General features: G+C 47.7%; 15 protein-coding genes. All 15 read right to left on the bottom strand.

Annotated features, from left to right (window positions below):
• Window positions 1-20: 20 nt before the first annotated feature.
• The 15 genes from NSQ55_RS00845 to NSQ55_RS00775 all read right to left on the bottom strand — a co-directional run bounded on the left by NSQ55_RS00845 (window position 21) and on the right by NSQ55_RS00775 (window position 17,219).
• Window positions 21-1,490, bottom strand: a complete 1,470-nt coding sequence (locus NSQ55_RS00845) for a tagaturonate reductase (protein ID WP_339170736.1) — start codon at window positions 1,488-1,490, stop codon at window positions 21-23.
• Window positions 1,491-1,647: 157 nt separating this feature from the next.
• Window positions 1,648-2,652: a LacI family DNA-binding transcriptional regulator gene (locus NSQ55_RS00840; protein WP_076126848.1), complete on the bottom strand. Its 1,005-nt coding sequence runs from the start codon at window positions 2,650-2,652 to the stop codon at window positions 1,648-1,650.
• A 57-nt stretch (window positions 2,653-2,709) separates the two neighbouring features.
• Entirely contained in the window at window positions 2,710-4,137 is a 1,428-nt protein-coding gene (uxaC, locus tag NSQ55_RS00835; protein ID WP_339170734.1) for a glucuronate isomerase, read from the bottom strand.
• Window positions 4,138-4,486: 349 nt separating this feature from the next.
• A complete protein-coding gene (gene trxB / locus NSQ55_RS00830; RefSeq protein ID WP_076186872.1) occupies window positions 4,487-5,440 on the bottom strand; it encodes a thioredoxin-disulfide reductase in 954 nt (317 codons plus the stop codon).
• Window positions 5,441-5,590: 150 nt separating this feature from the next.
• On the bottom strand, window positions 5,591-7,330 hold the full coding sequence (locus tag NSQ55_RS00825; protein ID WP_076186874.1) for a tetratricopeptide repeat protein: 1,740 nt from the start codon (window positions 7,328-7,330) through the stop codon (window positions 5,591-5,593).
• Between the two features lie 232 nt (window positions 7,331-7,562).
• A complete protein-coding gene (locus NSQ55_RS00820; protein WP_036687083.1) occupies window positions 7,563-8,513 on the bottom strand; it encodes a ribose-phosphate pyrophosphokinase in 951 nt (316 codons plus the stop codon).
• A 26-nt stretch (window positions 8,514-8,539) separates the two neighbouring features.
• Window positions 8,540-9,367 (bottom strand): histidinol-phosphatase HisJ, encoded by an 828-nt coding sequence (gene hisJ / locus NSQ55_RS00815; RefSeq protein ID WP_339170731.1) that lies wholly within the window; start codon window positions 9,365-9,367, stop codon window positions 8,540-8,542.
• A gap of 14 nt (window positions 9,368-9,381) precedes the next feature.
• Window positions 9,382-10,095: a bifunctional phosphoribosyl-AMP cyclohydrolase/phosphoribosyl-ATP diphosphatase HisIE gene (hisIE, locus tag NSQ55_RS00810; RefSeq protein ID WP_076135264.1), complete on the bottom strand. Its 714-nt coding sequence runs from the start codon at window positions 10,093-10,095 to the stop codon at window positions 9,382-9,384.
• Window positions 10,092-10,850: an imidazole glycerol phosphate synthase subunit HisF gene (gene hisF / locus NSQ55_RS00805; RefSeq protein WP_339170728.1), complete on the bottom strand. Its 759-nt coding sequence runs from the start codon at window positions 10,848-10,850 to the stop codon at window positions 10,092-10,094. The genes hisIE and hisF overlap by 4 nt, the downstream gene beginning before the upstream one ends.
• Before the next feature lie 1,094 nt (window positions 10,851-11,944).
• The gene (hisA, locus tag NSQ55_RS00800) at window positions 11,945-12,682 is read right to left on the bottom strand and encodes a 1-(5-phosphoribosyl)-5-[(5-phosphoribosylamino)methylideneamino]imidazole-4-carboxamide isomerase (protein ID WP_076126839.1); all 738 of its coding nucleotides are present in this window, start codon (window positions 12,680-12,682) and stop codon (window positions 11,945-11,947) included.
• A 42-nt stretch (window positions 12,683-12,724) separates the two neighbouring features.
• Window positions 12,725-13,348, bottom strand: a complete 624-nt coding sequence (hisH, locus tag NSQ55_RS00795; RefSeq protein ID WP_076126837.1) for an imidazole glycerol phosphate synthase subunit HisH — start codon at window positions 13,346-13,348, stop codon at window positions 12,725-12,727.
• 1 nt (window position 13,349) lies between these two features.
• Window positions 13,350-13,958 (bottom strand): imidazoleglycerol-phosphate dehydratase HisB, encoded by a 609-nt coding sequence (gene hisB, locus NSQ55_RS00790; RefSeq protein WP_036687073.1) that lies wholly within the window; start codon window positions 13,956-13,958, stop codon window positions 13,350-13,352.
• Entirely contained in the window at window positions 13,945-15,255 is a 1,311-nt protein-coding gene (gene hisD / locus NSQ55_RS00785) for a histidinol dehydrogenase (RefSeq protein WP_076126836.1), read from the bottom strand. The genes hisB and hisD overlap by 14 nt, the downstream gene beginning before the upstream one ends.
• 38 nt (window positions 15,256-15,293) lie before the next feature.
• Complete coding sequence (hisG, locus tag NSQ55_RS00780) at window positions 15,294-15,932, bottom strand: ATP phosphoribosyltransferase (protein WP_036687062.1); 639 nt, start codon at window positions 15,930-15,932, stop codon at window positions 15,294-15,296.
• Window positions 15,933-16,001: 69 nt separating this feature from the next.
• Entirely contained in the window at window positions 16,002-17,219 is a 1,218-nt protein-coding gene (locus NSQ55_RS00775; protein ID WP_339170723.1) for an ATP phosphoribosyltransferase regulatory subunit, read from the bottom strand.
• Window positions 17,220-17,276 lie beyond the last annotated feature (57 nt).

Below are 17,276 nucleotides of genomic sequence, written 5' to 3'. Positions count from 1 at the left end.
TCATTGTCACCTCCAGGGTATTAGTTGTGTGCCGGTCTCTTCACGAACGCTTTTAAGGCTTGCTTCATGCCATTTTTCTCAATCGCAATCAGTCCTTCTGTCACCTTGTCAGTAAGTCCAGCCACTTCATTCAGATCACAGCCCCAGCGATTGGTTGCGGCAAGTACTTCGACGGCCAGTGCGCGCAGCCCGGTGTCTGTGCCATCCCATCCTCCCCATAAGGAGGCGAACCATTCCAAAATATCCGCATCATCAGCCAGTTGAATGTTTTCTTCCCCTCTGCGTCCTCTATAGAAGGCAATTAATGCGCTCAATGAGAAGACAAGCTTTTCAGGCAATTGTCCTTTGGCCTCTACATATTGCAGTAAAGAAGGCAGATCTCTTGTCTTAAACTTCGATATAGAATTAAGGGAAATGCTCATCAAGTAATGCTGCACATAAGGGTTCAGGAATCTTTCTAATACCGCGTCTGCAAAAGAATTCAATTCCTCTGCCGGCAGATCCAGCGTTGGAATAATCTCATCATAGATTAAGGACTTCACGTACGCCCCAACCTCTTCGTGCTCAATGGCTTCAGCAACCGTATCAATACCGTACAAATACGCTACTGGTGTCATAGCTGTATGAGCTCCGTTTAAAATTCTCACTTTACGAGTGCGATAAGGGGCCATGTCATCCACCACCAGCACATTAAGACCTGCTAGTTCAGCCGGGAACTCCTTTTTAATCCACTGTGGCCCTTCAATCACCCAAAGATGGAATTGCTCGCCGACAACGACCAGCTTATCCTCATAACCCAGCTCTTCTGTAATCTCGGCAATGCTGTCTCTTGGATAACCGGGAACAATACGGTCCACCAGACTGCAGCAGAAGGTATTAGCTTCATTCAACCAGTTCACAAAACCTTCTCCAAGATTCCACAGCTCAGCATATTTCAAAATAACCTTTTTGAGCTCATCACCATTCCGGTCAATCAGCTCGCATGGAATGATGATAAAACCTTTAGAAGCATCCCCATTAAAAGTTTGATAACGTTTGTACAATAAGGCCGTCAGCTTGCCTGGGAAACTACTCTGCGGCGTATCGGTTAACTTGTCGCCAGCTTCAAAAGCAATTCCCGCTTCAGTAGTATTAGACACGATAAAGCGCAGCTCAGGGTTCTCAGCCAGCTTCATATACTCCTCATGCTGTGAATAGGGATTAAGCGTCCGCGTAATACAATTAATTACCTCGTGTTCTTTTACAGCCGCTCCGTCTTTAATGCCTTGCAGATAAAGGGTATACAGCCCATCCTGATCATTCAGCATTTCTGCCAGTCCGTTAGCCAATGGCTGTACAACAACCACTCCACCATTGAAATCCGTTTTTTGATTCATGGTATGAATCTGCCAATCTACAAAGGCGCGCATGAAATTGCCTTCGCCAAATTGTAGAACCTTCTCAGGATACTGCTTGTAAGCTGTCCAATTATCACTATTTAATCTTTTCATATTAACGCCTCCTAATAGTAAATGCACACGATAAACTTATTAAATAAACTATATAAAATCATATTTATATTACTAATTCATTAAATATATGCACACGTGAAAATTCTAGATAGCAATCCTTTACGAAGGTAAAGGATCAGGCTGCTATGCGCAGCCTCTACTTCTGCAACTTCCTGACTGATTCTCTGGCAATAAGCTCTGTCTCGATCGAGATCCGCCCGTCTTTTTCTGAGGGTTCCTTGACCAAGCTTAACAGCTGGCGAGCGCCTTGCTCACTAATCTTCTCAATAGGACGTTTGACCGTGGTGAGTGAAGGATTGGCAAAAAGTGAAAACCCAATGTCGTCAAAACCAACAACAGAGATATCATTTGGCACCTGCAGCCCTCGCTCAAACACGCCTTTCATAGCCCCGATCGCCATATCATCATTGGAGCAAAATACAGCAGTCGGTGGCTTCTCGAGATCCAGCAGCTTGCCCATCGCCTCATATCCACTTTGCATATCATAACTACCGCTTATCATGTAGTCATTACGAACAGGGATATTATGGTCAATCAAAGCTTTTATAAAGCCATCTCTGCGTTCCTGTGTGGATTTAAAGCCCTCGACACCTTCAATAATTGCAATGTCTTGATGCCCGTTTTCGATCAGGTATTTGCCTGCATTATAAGCACCTTCCCGGTCGTTCGAGATGATGTTGATAATGGAACGGTCATCAATTTGCCGGTTCAGCACAACGATTGGAATGCCTTGCTGGACAACATGGTAAATGAATTTATTATCTGCTTCACTCTGGCTCATTAGAATAATTCCATCAAAACGTTTGCGATGAATAGAGGAGTAATCCGCATAATCGTCGATCCCACGGATGAACAGATTGTACTCTACATCTATGACCCTATTTACACCACGAATCGTATCAGAGAAGAAACCAGAAGTTGTGCCGTTGGCAATACTCGTGAAGAACAGACCAATGGTATAGGATCGCTGCATCACAAGGCTTTTGGCATTGTAATTAGGGACGTAACCCACTTGCGCAGCGATCTCGGCAATTTTTTTACGTGTGACCTCTTTAATTAGTGGACTATTGTTAAGTGCTCTCGATACAGTTGTATGCGATACATTCGCCAATTTGGCGATATCCTTGATTGTAGGTGCCATGGGTCAACCTTCCTTATTAAACGGGTTTGGCTCTTCCATGTAAGGATATCATAACGATTACCTAGTCACCAATGCCTGTTTCGAGAAATTAAAATAATGATCAGCGTTATTGTAACAGATGTTCTCAATCATACTGCCCAGTAACTCCATATCATCCGGGGCTTCTCCAGCTTCTACCCAAGAGCCTACTAGATCACACAAGATTCTTCTAAAGTACTCATGTCTGGTATACGATAAAAAGCTTCTGGAGTCTGTTAACATCCCAACAAATTGGCTAAGTACGCCTAGATTAGCAAGTGTCTTCATCTGTTCCAGCATGCCGTCTTTATTATCGTTGTACCACCATGCGGTTCCGAATTGAATCTTCCCTGGAATACCGCCGCCCTGGAAGCTACCCATTAGACTGGCAATAACATGATTATCATTAGGGTTCAATGAGTACAAAATGGTCTTAGGCAACGCATTCTCACGATCTAGCGCATCGAGCAGACCCGCCAAAGGCTTAGCAATCACGCCGTCATTGATAGAATCATAACCCGTGTCAGGTCCGAGACTTCCGAACATTACGCTGTTGTTATTCCGTAGCGCATGAATATGGAATTGCATCGCCCAATCCAGCTCGTTATACAATTTGCCGAGGAATACTAGCGTGAATCCTTTATATTTCTTTTCTTCACTCTCACTTACAGTGCCTTCATAAAGTGCTTTAGCGAATATAGCTGTAGCTTCCTCCAAGGTAGTAGGCTCAAACATTACCGCATCCAAAGCATGGTCAGATACACGGCCGGCTCTGGCGTGGAAGAATCTCACTCTGCTCTCCAATGCTGCAAGAAACTGTCCGTAATTCTTAACAGCCATTCCCGAAACTTGGCTTAGCTGAGCTACCCAAGGCTGGAAGGTAGGACGGTTGATTTCAAGCGCTTTATCTGGCCGGAATCCCGGCACAACGCTAGCATTGAATCCACTCAGATTACTGATTTTCTCATGATATTCCAGATTATCTACAGGATCATCGGTAGTACAAACCGTAGTCACCTTCGATTTAATGATCAAATCTCTTGCTCCGTATCCTTCACCCTGTAACTGTCTATTCACTTCATCCCAAATTTTTGGTGCGTTAGCTTCATTCAGCAACTCATATACACCGAAGAAACGTTGCAGCTCCAGATGCGTCCAATGGTACAGCGGATTCCCGATAATCATCGGAACCGTTCTAGCCCAGGCTAAAAATTTATCATAATCACTGGCATCGCCAGTAATGAATTTCTCTTCTATACCGTTAGCGCGCATCACTCTCCATTTATAATGGTCGCCATACAGCCAAGCTTCGGTGATATTGTTGAACGTTTTGTTCTCATAAATTTCTTTTGGGCTGAGGTGGCAATGATAATCGATAATGGGCATGTCTTTCGCATGATGATGAAACAGCTTAATTGCGGTCTCGCTCGACAATAGGAAGTTCTCATCCATGAATTTTTTACTCATGAGGTTTGCTGCTCTCCTTTAAGTTCGAATGGGAGTTACACAAAGTTTAACGTGAACATTTATTCAATCGGTCGATTTCTTAATAAATATTTTAAACTTAAAATTATTGCTATAAATGGGTTTGTGTAAATTGTTCACGTTAACATTATATCTTCATTGTAAACGTATTTTTAAAATGCGCAAGTCTTTTTACAAAGACATTGTTACAGTTATTTTAACTTCCGAGCGGTAATAAATAAACAACATATTTAATATCTGGACACGGCCCCGCCAATATTGAAAAAAGCAGGCAACCCTTTAGAAAAAGGATAACCTGCTTATATGTCATCGACTACGATTTCTTGCAAAATTAACTATCCAGTGTTTCGCTCCAGTCATGCACCATCGTGCCCTCTAGGTACTTCTCAGCATCCATTGCTGCCATACAGCCAGATCCCGCTGCGGAAATTGCCTGACGATAACGGGTATCCTGCACGTCGCCACAAGCGAATACGCCCGGGATGTTCGTTTCTGTCGTTCCAGGGTTGACCACAATGTAGCCGTTGGTATCGGTCGTAATTTGCCCCCCTAAAAATCCGGTGTTCGGCGTGTGCCCGATCGCGATAAACACTCCGTCCGCTTCGATGAGTTCATCAATTCCCGTCTCATTATTGCGAACCGTCAGCCCCTTAACGCCAGACTCGTCGGTTGTAACCTCAAGCGGTGTACGGTTAAGAGCCCACGATACCTTACTGTTATCCCGTGCGCGAGCCTGCATAATCTTCGAAGCTCTAAGCTCATCACGACGGTGAACCAATGTTACATTGGAAGCGAATCGGGTTAAAAAGCTGGCTTCTTCCATCGCTGAATCTCCACCACCGACGACAATAATCTTTTTGCCACGGAAAAAGAATCCGTCACAAGTAGCACAAGTGCTGACCCCACGGCCCACATTCTCCTGCTCCCCGGGGATTCCTAAATATCTGGCAGATGCACCGGTTGAGATGATCACTGACTCCGCCTCTAATACTCCCAATCCATCTACAGTCACTTTAAATGGACGCTGTGAAAAATCAACTGAATCCACCCAACCATTCTTAAATTCAGCCCCAAAACGTTCAGCCTGCTTGCGCATGTTGTCCATTAAATCCGGGCCTAGAATTCCTTCAGGAAAGCCTGGGAAGTTCTCGACTTCTGTTGTCGTTGTCAGTTGTCCACCTGGTTGCATACCTTCAATCACAAGTGGGTTTAGGTTGGCACGTGCCAAATAAATTGCAGCAGTAAGCCCGGCTGGGCCTGTTCCGATTACAATCGTTTTGTACATAACAGTGGCCTCCTCACAATAGGGTTTATTTAGAAGAAACGGGCCCTTTTTTGGCAAGCATAGCCGCCTTCGGTGCCCCTATAAGGAACATTAGCGTTACGCAAGACATATAAAAAGGGCTCCGTTTCTACGAAATACTACATGATCGATTTAGATATTCTCGGTAAATGGCGGAAGGCTGTCGCTCACACTTCCCTCGAAACTACATTCCTCATCTATGCGCCGAGCATAACGACTGACCATAGAAACGGAAACATTGTAACGCTGGGCTACTTCACGGTAGGTGACCGGCAGGTTATGCGTTTTAGCGATTAGATATTCTAAGGCAGCACACCAGCCATTCGCATGACGGATAAACGGAACATCCGGATAAAGGCTGCTCAGAAATTGCTTCCACAGTAATTCAGCATCTTTTTTGTGGATTGCATCATATCTTCGATCCATCATACTAAGGGTCTGGTCGATAACTTTCTGCCAATCCTCTCTCCATTCCGGCAGTCCCTTCAGACGCGGGGAAGAGGTTTCTTTGACTTCCTGAAGCACATTCTCTTCAGGAACACTTCCAATCAGCCGCTGCAGACTAAGAAGTGCCGCTTCTTGCAGCTTTTCTTCCTGCAAGGGCTGCTGCTTTAGAAGTCCTTGCAGAATTTCGGACATCTCTTCATCTTCGATCCACCGAAGAGCTTCTGTAACCTGAAGCTTCGTATTGGCATCCCCGTAGCGGAGCGCCCAGAAGAAGGAAGAGCGAAGCAGCGGATTGTTCCGTACCTCTTCGGTAAAGCTGCCCTTGTTGTCCTTCCACAGCTTCAGCTGCTCCTGAAAAGGAAGCTGATAGTTGTAGCTGACCAGCGACAGCGTTTTACCTTCCCCCTGCGCCTGCTGCAGCTGAGCCAGAAAAAATCTCGGCACAGCCGATTCCGGATCGAGCTTAGCCGCCTTCTGCCAGCAGCGCTGGGCTTCTGTATACAGGCCACTATTGCTGGCAGCTGCCGCACAATAATGATAGAGACTGGCGTCGCCACCGACCTCTTCATCCTTCAACAGACGTCTAAAATGGCCATAGGCGGTTCTATGGCGTCCCAGAATCCCCATGGTGGTGGCCATTTTGAACAAATGCTCCTGATGAAACGGAATGGTGGTCTCCAGAAGGCGTAACAATCCATCCAGTTGCCCGCGGTCACCTTCATACTGAAGGAAGATCGCTAAGTTACATAGTGCATGCAAATTCCCGGAATCCAGCTCCAGCACCCGCATAATACATTCCTTAGCTTTGGTAAAACGACCCATGTAAAAATACGCTAGGGCTAGGTTGTTATGTGCCGCCAGGAAGTCAGGCGTATTGCTCACAATCTCTTCAAGCAAAGTGACGGCTTGTGTAAACTTGCCCTCCTCCAACAGTGCTCGGGCTCGCTCATGCTCTATTACACCTTCACGGCTTCTAATCCGGATAAGTGGAGCAGGACGGTCCAGCTCATATTGCAGCAGCTCCATCAATTCTTCCGATTCGGCCAGAAATTCACCGTTCACATCTTCTTCGAGATAAGTGACGAGTGAGCGTTCTGCCTCCTCATAGCTTTCCATATTGGCGAAGTTGTTAGCCATATAGAAATAACATTCCGTCATTGCCGGATCAATATTCTCCAGTACATGGGTTAAAATGTCGTTGGACGCTTCATAATTACCCATTTCTGATAATACGCCAGCCACGTTGCAATGATTGACCGGATTCTCCGGCTCATACTCTACAGCTTTGCGAAAATTCTTTAATGCCTTATCATATTGAAAGCGATCCAAGGACCGAACGGCTCTTTCAAAGAAAAAATTGGCATTCAGAGTTACAGGAATCACATTATCATTCCCCAGTTCATACTCTGAAGTTCTCTCAATCATGGAAGCAAGGCACCTCCCTTATAAGAAGCTTCCTTATACTAACGAAAAATAGGAGGGCGGCGCCCTATGGGGTATGCCGGAGCTCCATCCTTAATCGCTATTCCGTTCCCTTATTGGGCGCGGGTATCTCCACACAGTATACCACATGTGACAGCGAGAATCTCAAGTTGAGAAAGACTCTACCACTCTGCTTACAACATCTTTTTTGACAAAAAATAAAAAAGACGGGGAATTAAATTCCCGCGTCTCTAAATAGCTTATCGATTGAACCACCCTCAAGGATGATGTGCGTAGCCTGGGCAAGCATCGGTGCAACAGATAATACTGTAAACCGACTTGAATGGTCATCAGGCAGTGCAATAGAATCTGTCGTAACCACTTCCTGAATAGAAGGATGGTCAAGACGCTGTAGCGCGGGCCCTGAGAATAATCCGTGCGTCGCGCAGACAATACTGTCCTTCGCACCTCTCTCCTTTAGGCCTTCTACCACATTCACAATGGTCGTCCCAGTATCGATCAGATCCTCAATAATGATAGGTGTCCGTCCCTCGACATCACCAATGACATGAGTGATTACCGATTCATTATGGGCTGGGCGCTTCTTGATCATAATGGCAAAAGGTGAATCCAGCTTATTCGCCAGCTTCTCGGCCATAGACGCACGCCCTGCATCCGGGGAAACAATGACCAGATCAGACATTGCCTTGGCTTTCAAATGGCTGCTGATCAAATCGAGTGCAGTCAGATGATCGACCGGAATGTTGAAAAAGCCTTGAATCGCCGCTGCGTGCAAATCGATGGTGATTACGCGGGTTGCTCCAGCGGTCGTCAGCACATCAGCCACCATCTTAGCCGAGATCGGCTCACGGGGTGCGGACTTCCGCTCCTGCCGAGCATATCCATAATACGGCACAATAATGTTCACTGTACGAGCTGAAGCCCGTTTGGCAGCATCTATCATCACCAGCAGCTCCACGAACATCTCATTAATGGGATGCGAAAGGGATTGCACCAAAAATACGTCGCAGTTCCGGATGCTTTCTTCGTAATGCACGTAAATCTCGCCGCTCATGAAGCGGGTCAGCTTTATCTGCCCCAATTCAACACCAAGTCGCTCCGCAATATCAGCCGCTAACTTTGGATTCGACGAACCGGAAAAAATACGTAATTGTTGATGATGCATAATACCCTCCTGCGGATTATAAATTATTATAGTTTGAATTGAACAGTGGTACGGCGGCGTCCCTCAAATACAGCCAGCTCACGAAAACCAGTCTGCCAAAGCATACTACGCGCCTCTTGCAGCCCGTCCCCCAGCTTGGCAGGATCATGTGCATCGGAGCCTAATGTCAGCGGTATGCCGAGCTTTAGGGCCTCCTGTAGCAGATGCTCGGCCGGGAACATCTCAGCGCAAGGCTTCGTAAGTCCGGATGCATTCAGCTCCATGGCGATTCCGCTATCCGCTATAACCTTTAAGGTCTCTAGCTCCAGCGCCCTCACCTCAGCCTTGCCCTCCGGTGTTTGTGGACTATAACCGAACCGTTTAATAACATCCATATGTCCTATAATATCATATAATCCCGATAACGCCGACTTCTTTACCGCATCGTAATAAAGACGATATACCTCTAGCGCATCTTTGCCTTCCCAACCATGAACCTGGCGGTGATCCGTAATATCCCACTCCCCAAGAAAATGCACAGAACCTATAAGATAATCCCATGGATACGGCGACAAAATCTCGCGGATTTGCTCTTCGTAGCCTTCGATATAATCGGCTTCCAGCCCCACCCGCAGATCTATGACTCCACGGTAACGCTCCTTTAAGGTTAGACATTCCTCCACATAACGAGGCAGCTCAGCCATCGGCATAGCCATTTCTGGATAATAGCTGGCGGGATCTACGTGGATGAGCGGCAAGTGGTCGGATAATCCCAGCTGCTGAAGTCCAAGCTCTATCCCGCGCTGTACATACTCCTCAAGCTTACCCACGGCATGGCCACAGCGTTCATGATGCGTGTGGTAATCAATATGCATCACTCAGTCCTCCCTTAGTACTGATCCCGGCGTGGGCGTTCGTGACGGGTACTCAACTCTTCCATAATCTCATCCAGTGGAAGCTTGCGCTCTTGCAGCAATACCAACAGATGATAGATCAGATCACTGACCTCAAGACGCAGCTCGGCGTTATCTTTATTTTTGGCGGCAATTATGGTCTCAGAAGCTTCCTCGCCTACCTTTTTGAGGATCTTATCCACGCCTTTATCAAACAGATAAGTGGTATACGCGCCTTCCGGGCGTTCCACTTCCCGCTCAGCAATCACACGCTCCAGCTCACCAAGAACAGCAAAGCGCTCGCCATCCGTCAGACTAGACACTGGTTTCGAAGCATCTGTTGTTGGGTTATTCAAAGGAATCTCACGGAAAAAGCATGACGTAGCTCCAGTATGGCAAGCTGGTCCTTCAGGCACAACCTTCACGAGTAGTGTGTCGCTATCACAATCATAGGATATGGAGGTAATAGCTTGTGTGTTGCCTGAGGTTCCGCCTTTATGCCAAAGTTCGCTGCGTGAGCGGCTCCAAAACCAAGTCTGGCCACTCTCCAGTGAGAGTTGTAACGATTCGGAGTTCATATAAGCAACCATCAGTACCTCTAAACTGCTAGCATCCTGAACAACTGCAGGCACCAGACCCGCTTCATTCCAGCGAATGCCTGCCAGAGCTTCTTTTTGGCTTAATGTGGTATTGTTTTGTATTTCGCTCATCGGATTTCTACCCCTTTTTGCTTCAAATCTGCCTTTAAATCATTAATTGCAATCTCTTTATAGTGAAAAATGGTCGCCGCAAGTCCCGCATCGGCTTTCCCTTCCGTAAATACATCGTAAAAATGCCCCTTCTTCCCAGCGCCGCCAGAAGCAATCACAGGAATACTGAGCAAATCGCATACTGCCGAGGTTAGCTTCAGGTCGAAGCCGTCTTTTGTGCCATCTGCATCCATGCTAGTGAGCAAAATCTCGCCTGCGCCCAGCTTCTCAGCTTCTTTAGCCCAAGCCAGAGCACGGATGCCGGTGGGCTTACGCCCGCCATGAGTGTACACTTCCCATTCCCCAAAAGCCTCATTATATTTAGCATCTATCGCTACTACAATACACTGGGAGCCAAATCGGCGAGCACCGTCCAAAATTAACTGAGGATTAGTGATGGCTGCCGTATTAATGCCGATTTTATCTGCGCCTGCACGAAGAATCCTTTTCATATCATCAGTTGTGGAGATCCCTCCACCCACTGTAAAAGGAATGGCAATCTCACCAGCGGTCTGCCGTACAACCTCGATCATCGTTGCTCTACCTTCTACGGAAGCCGATATATCGAGAAACACAAGCTCATCTGCGCCCTCGCGGTCATACAGCGCCGCTAGCTCTACCGGATCTCCAGCATCACGCAGATTCACAAAGTTAACACCTTTGACTACCCGTCCATCCTTAACGTCAAGACAGGGGATGATACGTTTTGCTAACATTATGAAATCCCCCTTTCTTTAAAAAGCGTTTCAAGCACCTAAAGTGTGTCGGTACCCCTAAAGCCCTCTTAGCCCAGGGGGAGCCCAAGGGCCCCTGCCCCCTCTGGAAACCTTGATTGTTGGCATGGCGGATCATAGCCCATCCGGCTGAACCATAGCCCACACTACTGAACATGTGCTATGATCGCTAACCCCTTCGTGGCCGCTTCCTAGATCCATAACACCTTCATGTTCCGCGGTTTTGGCCCTTATGTGGTCGGAAGGGCTCACGCCACCTGCAAGCCCACGAGTATTTAATTGCACAACGTGCAGTTATTTTATCAGCCTTTTTGCAAGCTACTCTTTTAACTGCATTTCGTACAACTAAATCTGGGGATGAGCTTATAAATCAACTCATCTCTGAGTTATAGCTGCACGAAATACAACTAAATTAGCTAATCAGCTCTAAATGTGAAAAATAGCTGTATAAAGTACACTTAAATCATCATCCGAGGAAAAATACCCTTCCCGCCGCCTCATTACGCCTATTGTAGCAGATTGTATAGCGGGTTTTAGCTAGCGGGTAACCTCCATCTTCACAGGTATTAAAATTTCACCGGATCCCTCGTTGAAACAGCGCCCAAGTCGTTACGCCATTCGTAATGAGATGAGATTTTTACAAAGTGCAAACACATTAGCTAGTTGGGTTTGTTGCTTTATTGGCCAGCTGGTTTGTTTTAGCTCTTTTGTTGGTTTATTGCTTTGTTGCTTTGTTATTAAGCCCTTTTGCTGGTTTGCTGGTTTGCTGGTTTGTTCGTTTAACTTTTGCTAGTTTGCTTCTCTGTGCGTTCATTTAATTATTATTAGTTACTCATTTACTGTTACGTCTATTTCTTTTATCCACTGCTCATGGCTTGCTCAACTGTTGTCTTTTTGTTCATTCGCTCGTTTATTAATTAGTTTGGTGATTTAGTGATTTGTGTTCACTACGTTACTGTTAAGTCTATTTCTTTAACCCACTGTTGGTTCTGTCTGTTTCATTAATCCACTATTCCTTGGCTAGCTCATGTCGTCTTTTTGTTCATCCGCTCATCAATTAGCGCGCTCGCCCAACGCTATTTCTGCCCAAGCGCTCGCAAAGCTCCAGAAAGATCAATATTGCCCGTGTATAACGCCTTGCCAACAATAGCTCCGCCTACACCGCTGCCGCTGTGCACGTTCAGACGCAACAGATCATCAAGACTGGTGACTCCGCCGGACGCGATCACAGTTTTACCGCTGGCCTGCGCCATGGACAGGATACCGTCCACGTTCGGTCCCTGCATCATCCCGTCGCGGGAGATGTCGGTGTAAATGAATGTCTCGGCTCCTTTTGCCGCCAATTCCTTGGCAAGAGCTTCAGCACGTACTTCAGAGGTGTTCAGCCAGCCGTGTGTCGCAACATAACCGTTACGTGCATCAATGCCGATCGCGACTTTATCGCCGTATTTTGCCAATACCTCTTCGGTAAAAGCATGATCATTAATCGCAGCAGTACCGATAATAACGCGGCTAACGCCAAGTCCGAGCAATTTCTCTACGTCCGCAAGATTGCGAAGACCGCCGCCCACCTGCACAGGAACGTTAGCATTAGCAGCAATAGCACCGATAATCGCATCGTTCACAGGATGACCCGCTTTCGCACCATCTAAGTCCACCAAATGAATGAACTTTCCACCTTGCTCTTCCCATGATTTTGCCACCTTTAGTGGACTATCATTGTATATCGTTTCCTGATTGTAATCCCCCTGCTGCAGCCTGACGCATTTTCCATCCCGGATATCAATCGCCGGATATACAATAAAAGAAGACATTTGGCGCTCCCCACTTTCGTTCCATTATATTTATAGCGTGGCTTACGCCCGCTCTCTCTTAATCTTCAAAAAATTACCCAACAGCTTGATTCCCAGCTCTCCGCTTTTTTCCGGATGGAACTGCATACCGAACACATTATCTTGCCCGACAATAGCTGTAACTGGGTAACCATAATCTGTGACGGCCAGCAGATCACTCTCTTTTGCTACAAGCGCGTGATAAGAGTGGACAAAATACACATGCCCCTCCTCAAGGCCAACAAAAAGCGGATTCTCCGGCTGTCTAAAGCTGAGCTTGTTCCACCCCATATGCGGCACCTTATAGCCATCTCTAGGAGCGAACCGCACCACTGAACCCGAGAGAATATCTAACCCCTCATGGCTGCCATGCTCTTCACCGGTGCTAAACAACAGCTGCATACCAAGACAGATCCCAAGCAGAGGCTGCTCTCCAGCGGCTACCTGTTTGACGACAAGATCCAAACCATTCTCCCGCAGATGCCCCATCGCATCGCCAAATGCACCGACACCTGGCAGAATGACACTATCAGCAGCGAGAATTTGCTCGGCATCACCCGTCACTACACACTCATAACCGAGACGTTCTACCGCCTTACTCACACTGTGCAGGTTGCCCATGCCATAATCGACGATTGCAACAGTCATCCTACAGCACTCCCTTCGTAGAAGGCACACCCTTCACACGGGGATCAATCAAAGTTGCCTCATCCAGCGCCCGTCCAAGCGCTTTGAATACAGCCTCAATCATGTGATGAGTGTTAGAACCGTAGTGTACGATAACATGTAACGTAATCCGTGCTTCGAGCGCGAACTTCCACAGGAACTCCTGAACAAGCTCCGTCGAAAAGCTGCCCACCTGCTGTGAAGGATAGGTTGCACGATATTCAAAGTGCGGGCGATTGCTGATATCGATCACAACCTGCGCCAACGCCTCATCCATCGGTACAAAAACACTCGCATAACGTTTGATTCCTTTTTTATCACCCAGTGCTTCGTGCAGTGCCTGCCCTAGGCAGATCCCAATGTCTTCAACAGTATGGTGGTCATCAATCTCGATGTCTCCACGCGCCTGTACAGACAGGTCAAATTGTCCGTGCTTCGTGAACAGATCCAACATATGATTCAGAAAAGGAACATCCGTCTCCAGCTCTGAAACTCCACTTCCATCTACGTTAAGAGACAACTTTATATCCGTCTCGTTTGTTTTACGGCTTAATCCAGCTTGGCGCAGGGCCTGTTCGTTATTGTTCTCCATATCCGTCTCCACCTTTTCCTTCGTTCTTGAGTCGAATCTCAATGGCTCGTGCGTGGCCTTCTAAGCCTTCGCGACGTGCCAGCTCTATAATGGTCTTCCCATCACGCAAGAGTGCTTCCTTACTGTAATAGATCAGACTTGATTTTTTAATAAAATCATCCACATCCACTGGTGACGAGAAACGTGCGGTCCCATTGGTTGGGATAATATGATTTGGCCCGGCAAAATAATCACCCACGGGCTCGGAGCTATACGCTCCCAGGAAGATGGCTCCAGCATTCTCAATGCTGCCTACGAGGCCCATAGGATCTTCGACAACAATCTCCAGATGCTCTGGTGCCAGTCTATTCACTACGGAGATCCCTTCCTCCATAGATTCCACAACAATGATCGCGCCGTAATTCTCTACCGAAGAACGGGCGATCGCCTGACGCGGCAGCTCTTGCAGCTGACGCTCCACTTCGGCCGCCACGTTATCCGCCAGGCTCTGCGATGGCGTGACCAGAATCGCCGAGGCCATCTCGTCATGCTCGGCCTGCGAAAGTAGATCCGCTGCGACATAAGCCGGCTCAGCGGTCTCATCTGCCAGCACGACAATTTCGCTTGGACCCGCGATACTGTCGATATCCACGGCGCCATATACCTCGCGTTTAGCCAGCGCAACGTATATGTTGCCGGGCCCACATATTTTATCTACCGGCGCTATGCTCTCCGTACCAAAAGCCAAAGCAGCTACCGCCTGTGCTCCGCCCACACGGTAGATTTCATTCACACCTGCTTCTGCGGCAGCAACCAGGATATAAGGGTCAATCCCTTCCTTGCCGCCGGTGGATGGCGGAGTCACCATGACGATCTCCGGCACACCCGCGATCTGTGCTGGGATCACGTTCATCAGCACCGAGGAGGGATAAGCTGCTTTGCCACCAGGTACATATACCCCTACCCGCTTCAGCGGACGAATAATCTGCCCCAGAATCGTGCCATCCGGCTGCAAATCCATCCATGAATTCCGTTTCTGTCTGGCATGGAACGCCCGGATATTGGCTGCAGCTGCTTGAATAGCAGATACGAAAGATTGCTCTACTCGGCCATACGCTGCCTGAAGCTCTTCCGGCGTTACCCGCAGTTGATTCGGCGTAAGTGCAACCCGGTCAAATTGCTCCGTATAGCGAAGAAGCGCTGTGTCTCCTTCTTTTTTAATGGCGGCCACAATTTCCTTTACCGCCTGATTTTGCTCTGGCGTACCATACTCCACTTCCCGCTCTAGCTTAAAGTCCTTGCTCGACACAACCTTCATCGCTGGTTCCTCCCTTTACCCCTAACATCTGTTGCCGCCTACCGCAAATTAGGCTGCCCTATAACTGCCTGTAGTCGGTCACACAGTTGCTGTATCTCTTCATTTTTCATCCGATAGCTCACACGATTTGCCACCAGGCGGCTTGTAATTTCGAATATACTCTTCATTTCGATTAATCCGTTGTCCCGCAGCGTTTGCCCGGTCTCTACCATATCCACAATACGATCGGCCAGACCAATCAGTGGTGCAAGCTCGATGGATCCATTTAGCTTCACTACCTCGACCTGTTGCCCCTGCTCCCTAAAATACCTTGAAGCTACATTCGGATATTTCGTCGCTACACGCTGCTGAATTCCCGGCTGCCAGTTCGGCAATCCGATGATCGACATCCGGCAGCGGGCAATGCCAAGATCAAGCAGCTCGTATACATCACGATCTTCCTCCAGCAAAACATCCTTGCCCACGATCCCAATATCCGCCACGCCATATTCTACATATGTAGGTACATCTACTGGTTTCGCCAATATAAACTCCATCCCTGCCTCAGGCAGCGGAATAACAAGCTTGCGTGATGCCTCACCGTCCGGTGGAATCGGAAGACCTGCCTGGCGGAACAGCTCAGCAGCCTTTTCGTAAATCCGGCCTTTTGGCATAGCCACCTTCAATATCTGTGCCATTGTTAAGTTGCCTCCTTTTCCATCTCCATGCAAAATTTATGTTAATCGCTTTTTGTACTAGCGATATCCTCAGCCATGCTCACTTACAAAAGATACGAATGTATAGATCTCACCGTACCGTACACCCTCTGCTTCAACCGTGTCCGTATCCAAACGCTTCACCGTTTCAAGCTCTTCTGGACCTGCAGCAAGTCTAGTAACGACTGCATGACCCTCTGACCGCAGGCGTGTTGCCTCTTCCAAGCCTTCTCTTCTGCGAATCGCATCATATTGGATCAAAATAGGCAGCTCTTCCTCTTCGGCCACTCCAGTTACACCATCCAGGATGCGATTCGTTTTTAAGGAAAATCCTGTGGATGGGATCGGACGCCCAAACTGTTGCAGCAGATTGTCGTATCTACCACCACTGCATACCGGAAATCCTAATTCCGCTGCATAACCTTCAAAAGTCATGCCTGTATAATAGGAAAAGTCCCCGATCATCGTCAGATCAATCAGTACATGCTGTGATACGCCGTAAGAGACCAGCACCTCCCACACCTTGCACAAATGATCAATCGAATGACGCGCGAGCGGATGATTGCTCAGCTCTAGCGCCTGTCCACAAATCTCCTTGCCTCCGCGCAGACGCAGCAGCCCATCCAGTTCGTTCTTCTGCGCTTCTGTAAGATCCAGCCGCTGTAAAGTCTCCCGGAAAGAAACATAGTCACGGCCCAGCAAATGACTTTTCAGCTCCTCTTGAGCCTCGGGCAGTTCAGGAAGTGCCTCTTGAAATAACCCATTCAGAAAGCCTACATGCCCCATAGCGATCTTAAAAGACTTCACACCCGCGGCTTGCAGCGAAGAAATAGCAAGCGCCACTACCTCCGCATCGGCCTCAGGTGAATCATCACCTACCAGCTCTACACCTGTCTGGAAGAACTCCGCTTCCCGCCCCGCTTCTTCCTCAATGGCACGGAATACATTCGCGTGATATGACAGACGCAATGGCAGTGGCTCATCCTTCAATAGAGAGGCAACAACACGGGCAACCGGGGCAGTCATTTCTGATCGAAGCACCAAAGCCTGACCACGATTGTTAAGTAATTTATAGAGCTTCTGGTCCGACGTAGAGCTAGCCACGCCAACTGTATCGTAATATTCCAACGTTGGAGTCATCATTTGCTGATATCCCCAGCGACTCATGCAATGCAGTACATCATTCTCAATTTTGCGCAATTTCGTTACGGCCCGGGGCAGATAGTCCCGAACGCCAGACGGCTTCTCAAATCCCTTTGGTTTGGACATCTTCATTGTTCACCTCGTCAGTTATCATTAGATACTGTTTATGTTTACTTTACTATG

The organism is Paenibacillus sp. FSL H7-0943, from assembly GCF_037963265.1.
Taxonomy (GTDB): Bacteria; Bacillota; Bacilli; order Paenibacillales; family Paenibacillaceae; genus Paenibacillus_AQ; species Paenibacillus_AQ odorifer.
The sequence above is the reverse complement of the archived record's forward strand: the minus strand, read 5'-3'. Positions and strand labels throughout refer to the sequence as shown.

Bases quoted from the DNA above. Each gene is read 5' to 3' on its own strand.
- NSQ55_RS00845 (WP_339170736.1), bottom strand. From the start codon at position 1,490: ATGAAAAGATTAAATAGTGATAATTGGACAGCTTACAAGCAGTATCCT.
- NSQ55_RS00840 (WP_076126848.1), bottom strand. From the start codon at position 2,652: ATGGCACCTACAATCAAGGATATCGCCAAATTGGCGAATGTATCGCAT.
- uxaC (WP_339170734.1), bottom strand. From the start codon at position 4,137: ATGAGTAAAAAATTCATGGATGAGAACTTCCTATTGTCGAGCGAGACC.
- trxB (WP_076186872.1), bottom strand. From the start codon at position 5,440: ATGTACAAAACGATTGTAATCGGAACAGGCCCAGCCGGGCTTACTGCT.
- NSQ55_RS00825 (WP_076186874.1), bottom strand. From the start codon at position 7,330: ATGATTGAGAGAACTTCAGAGTATGAACTGGGGAATGATAATGTGATT.
- NSQ55_RS00820 (WP_036687083.1), bottom strand. From the start codon at position 8,513: ATGCATCATCAACAATTACGTATTTTTTCCGGTTCGTCGAATCCAAAG.
- hisJ (WP_339170731.1), bottom strand. From the start codon at position 9,367: ATGCATATTGATTACCACACGCATCATGAACGCTGTGGCCATGCCGTG.
- hisIE (WP_076135264.1), bottom strand. From the start codon at position 10,095: ATGAGCGAAATACAAAACAATACCACATTAAGCCAAAAAGAAGCTCTG.
- hisF (WP_339170728.1), bottom strand. From the start codon at position 10,850: ATGTTAGCAAAACGTATCATCCCCTGTCTTGACGTTAAGGATGGACGG.
- hisA (WP_076126839.1), bottom strand. From the start codon at position 12,682: ATGTCTTCTTTTATTGTATATCCGGCGATTGATATCCGGGATGGAAAA.
- hisH (WP_076126837.1), bottom strand. From the start codon at position 13,348: ATGACTGTTGCAATCGTCGATTATGGCATGGGCAACCTGCACAGTGTG.
- hisB (WP_036687073.1), bottom strand. From the start codon at position 13,958: ATGGAGAACAATAACGAACAGGCCCTGCGCCAAGCTGGATTAAGCCGT.
- hisD (WP_076126836.1), bottom strand. From the start codon at position 15,255: ATGAAGGTTGTGTCGAGCAAGGACTTTAAGCTAGAGCGGGAAGTGGAG.
- hisG (WP_036687062.1), bottom strand. From the start codon at position 15,932: ATGGCACAGATATTGAAGGTGGCTATGCCAAAAGGCCGGATTTACGAA.
- NSQ55_RS00775 (WP_339170723.1), bottom strand. From the start codon at position 17,219: ATGTCCAAACCAAAGGGATTTGAGAAGCCGTCTGGCGTTCGGGACTAT.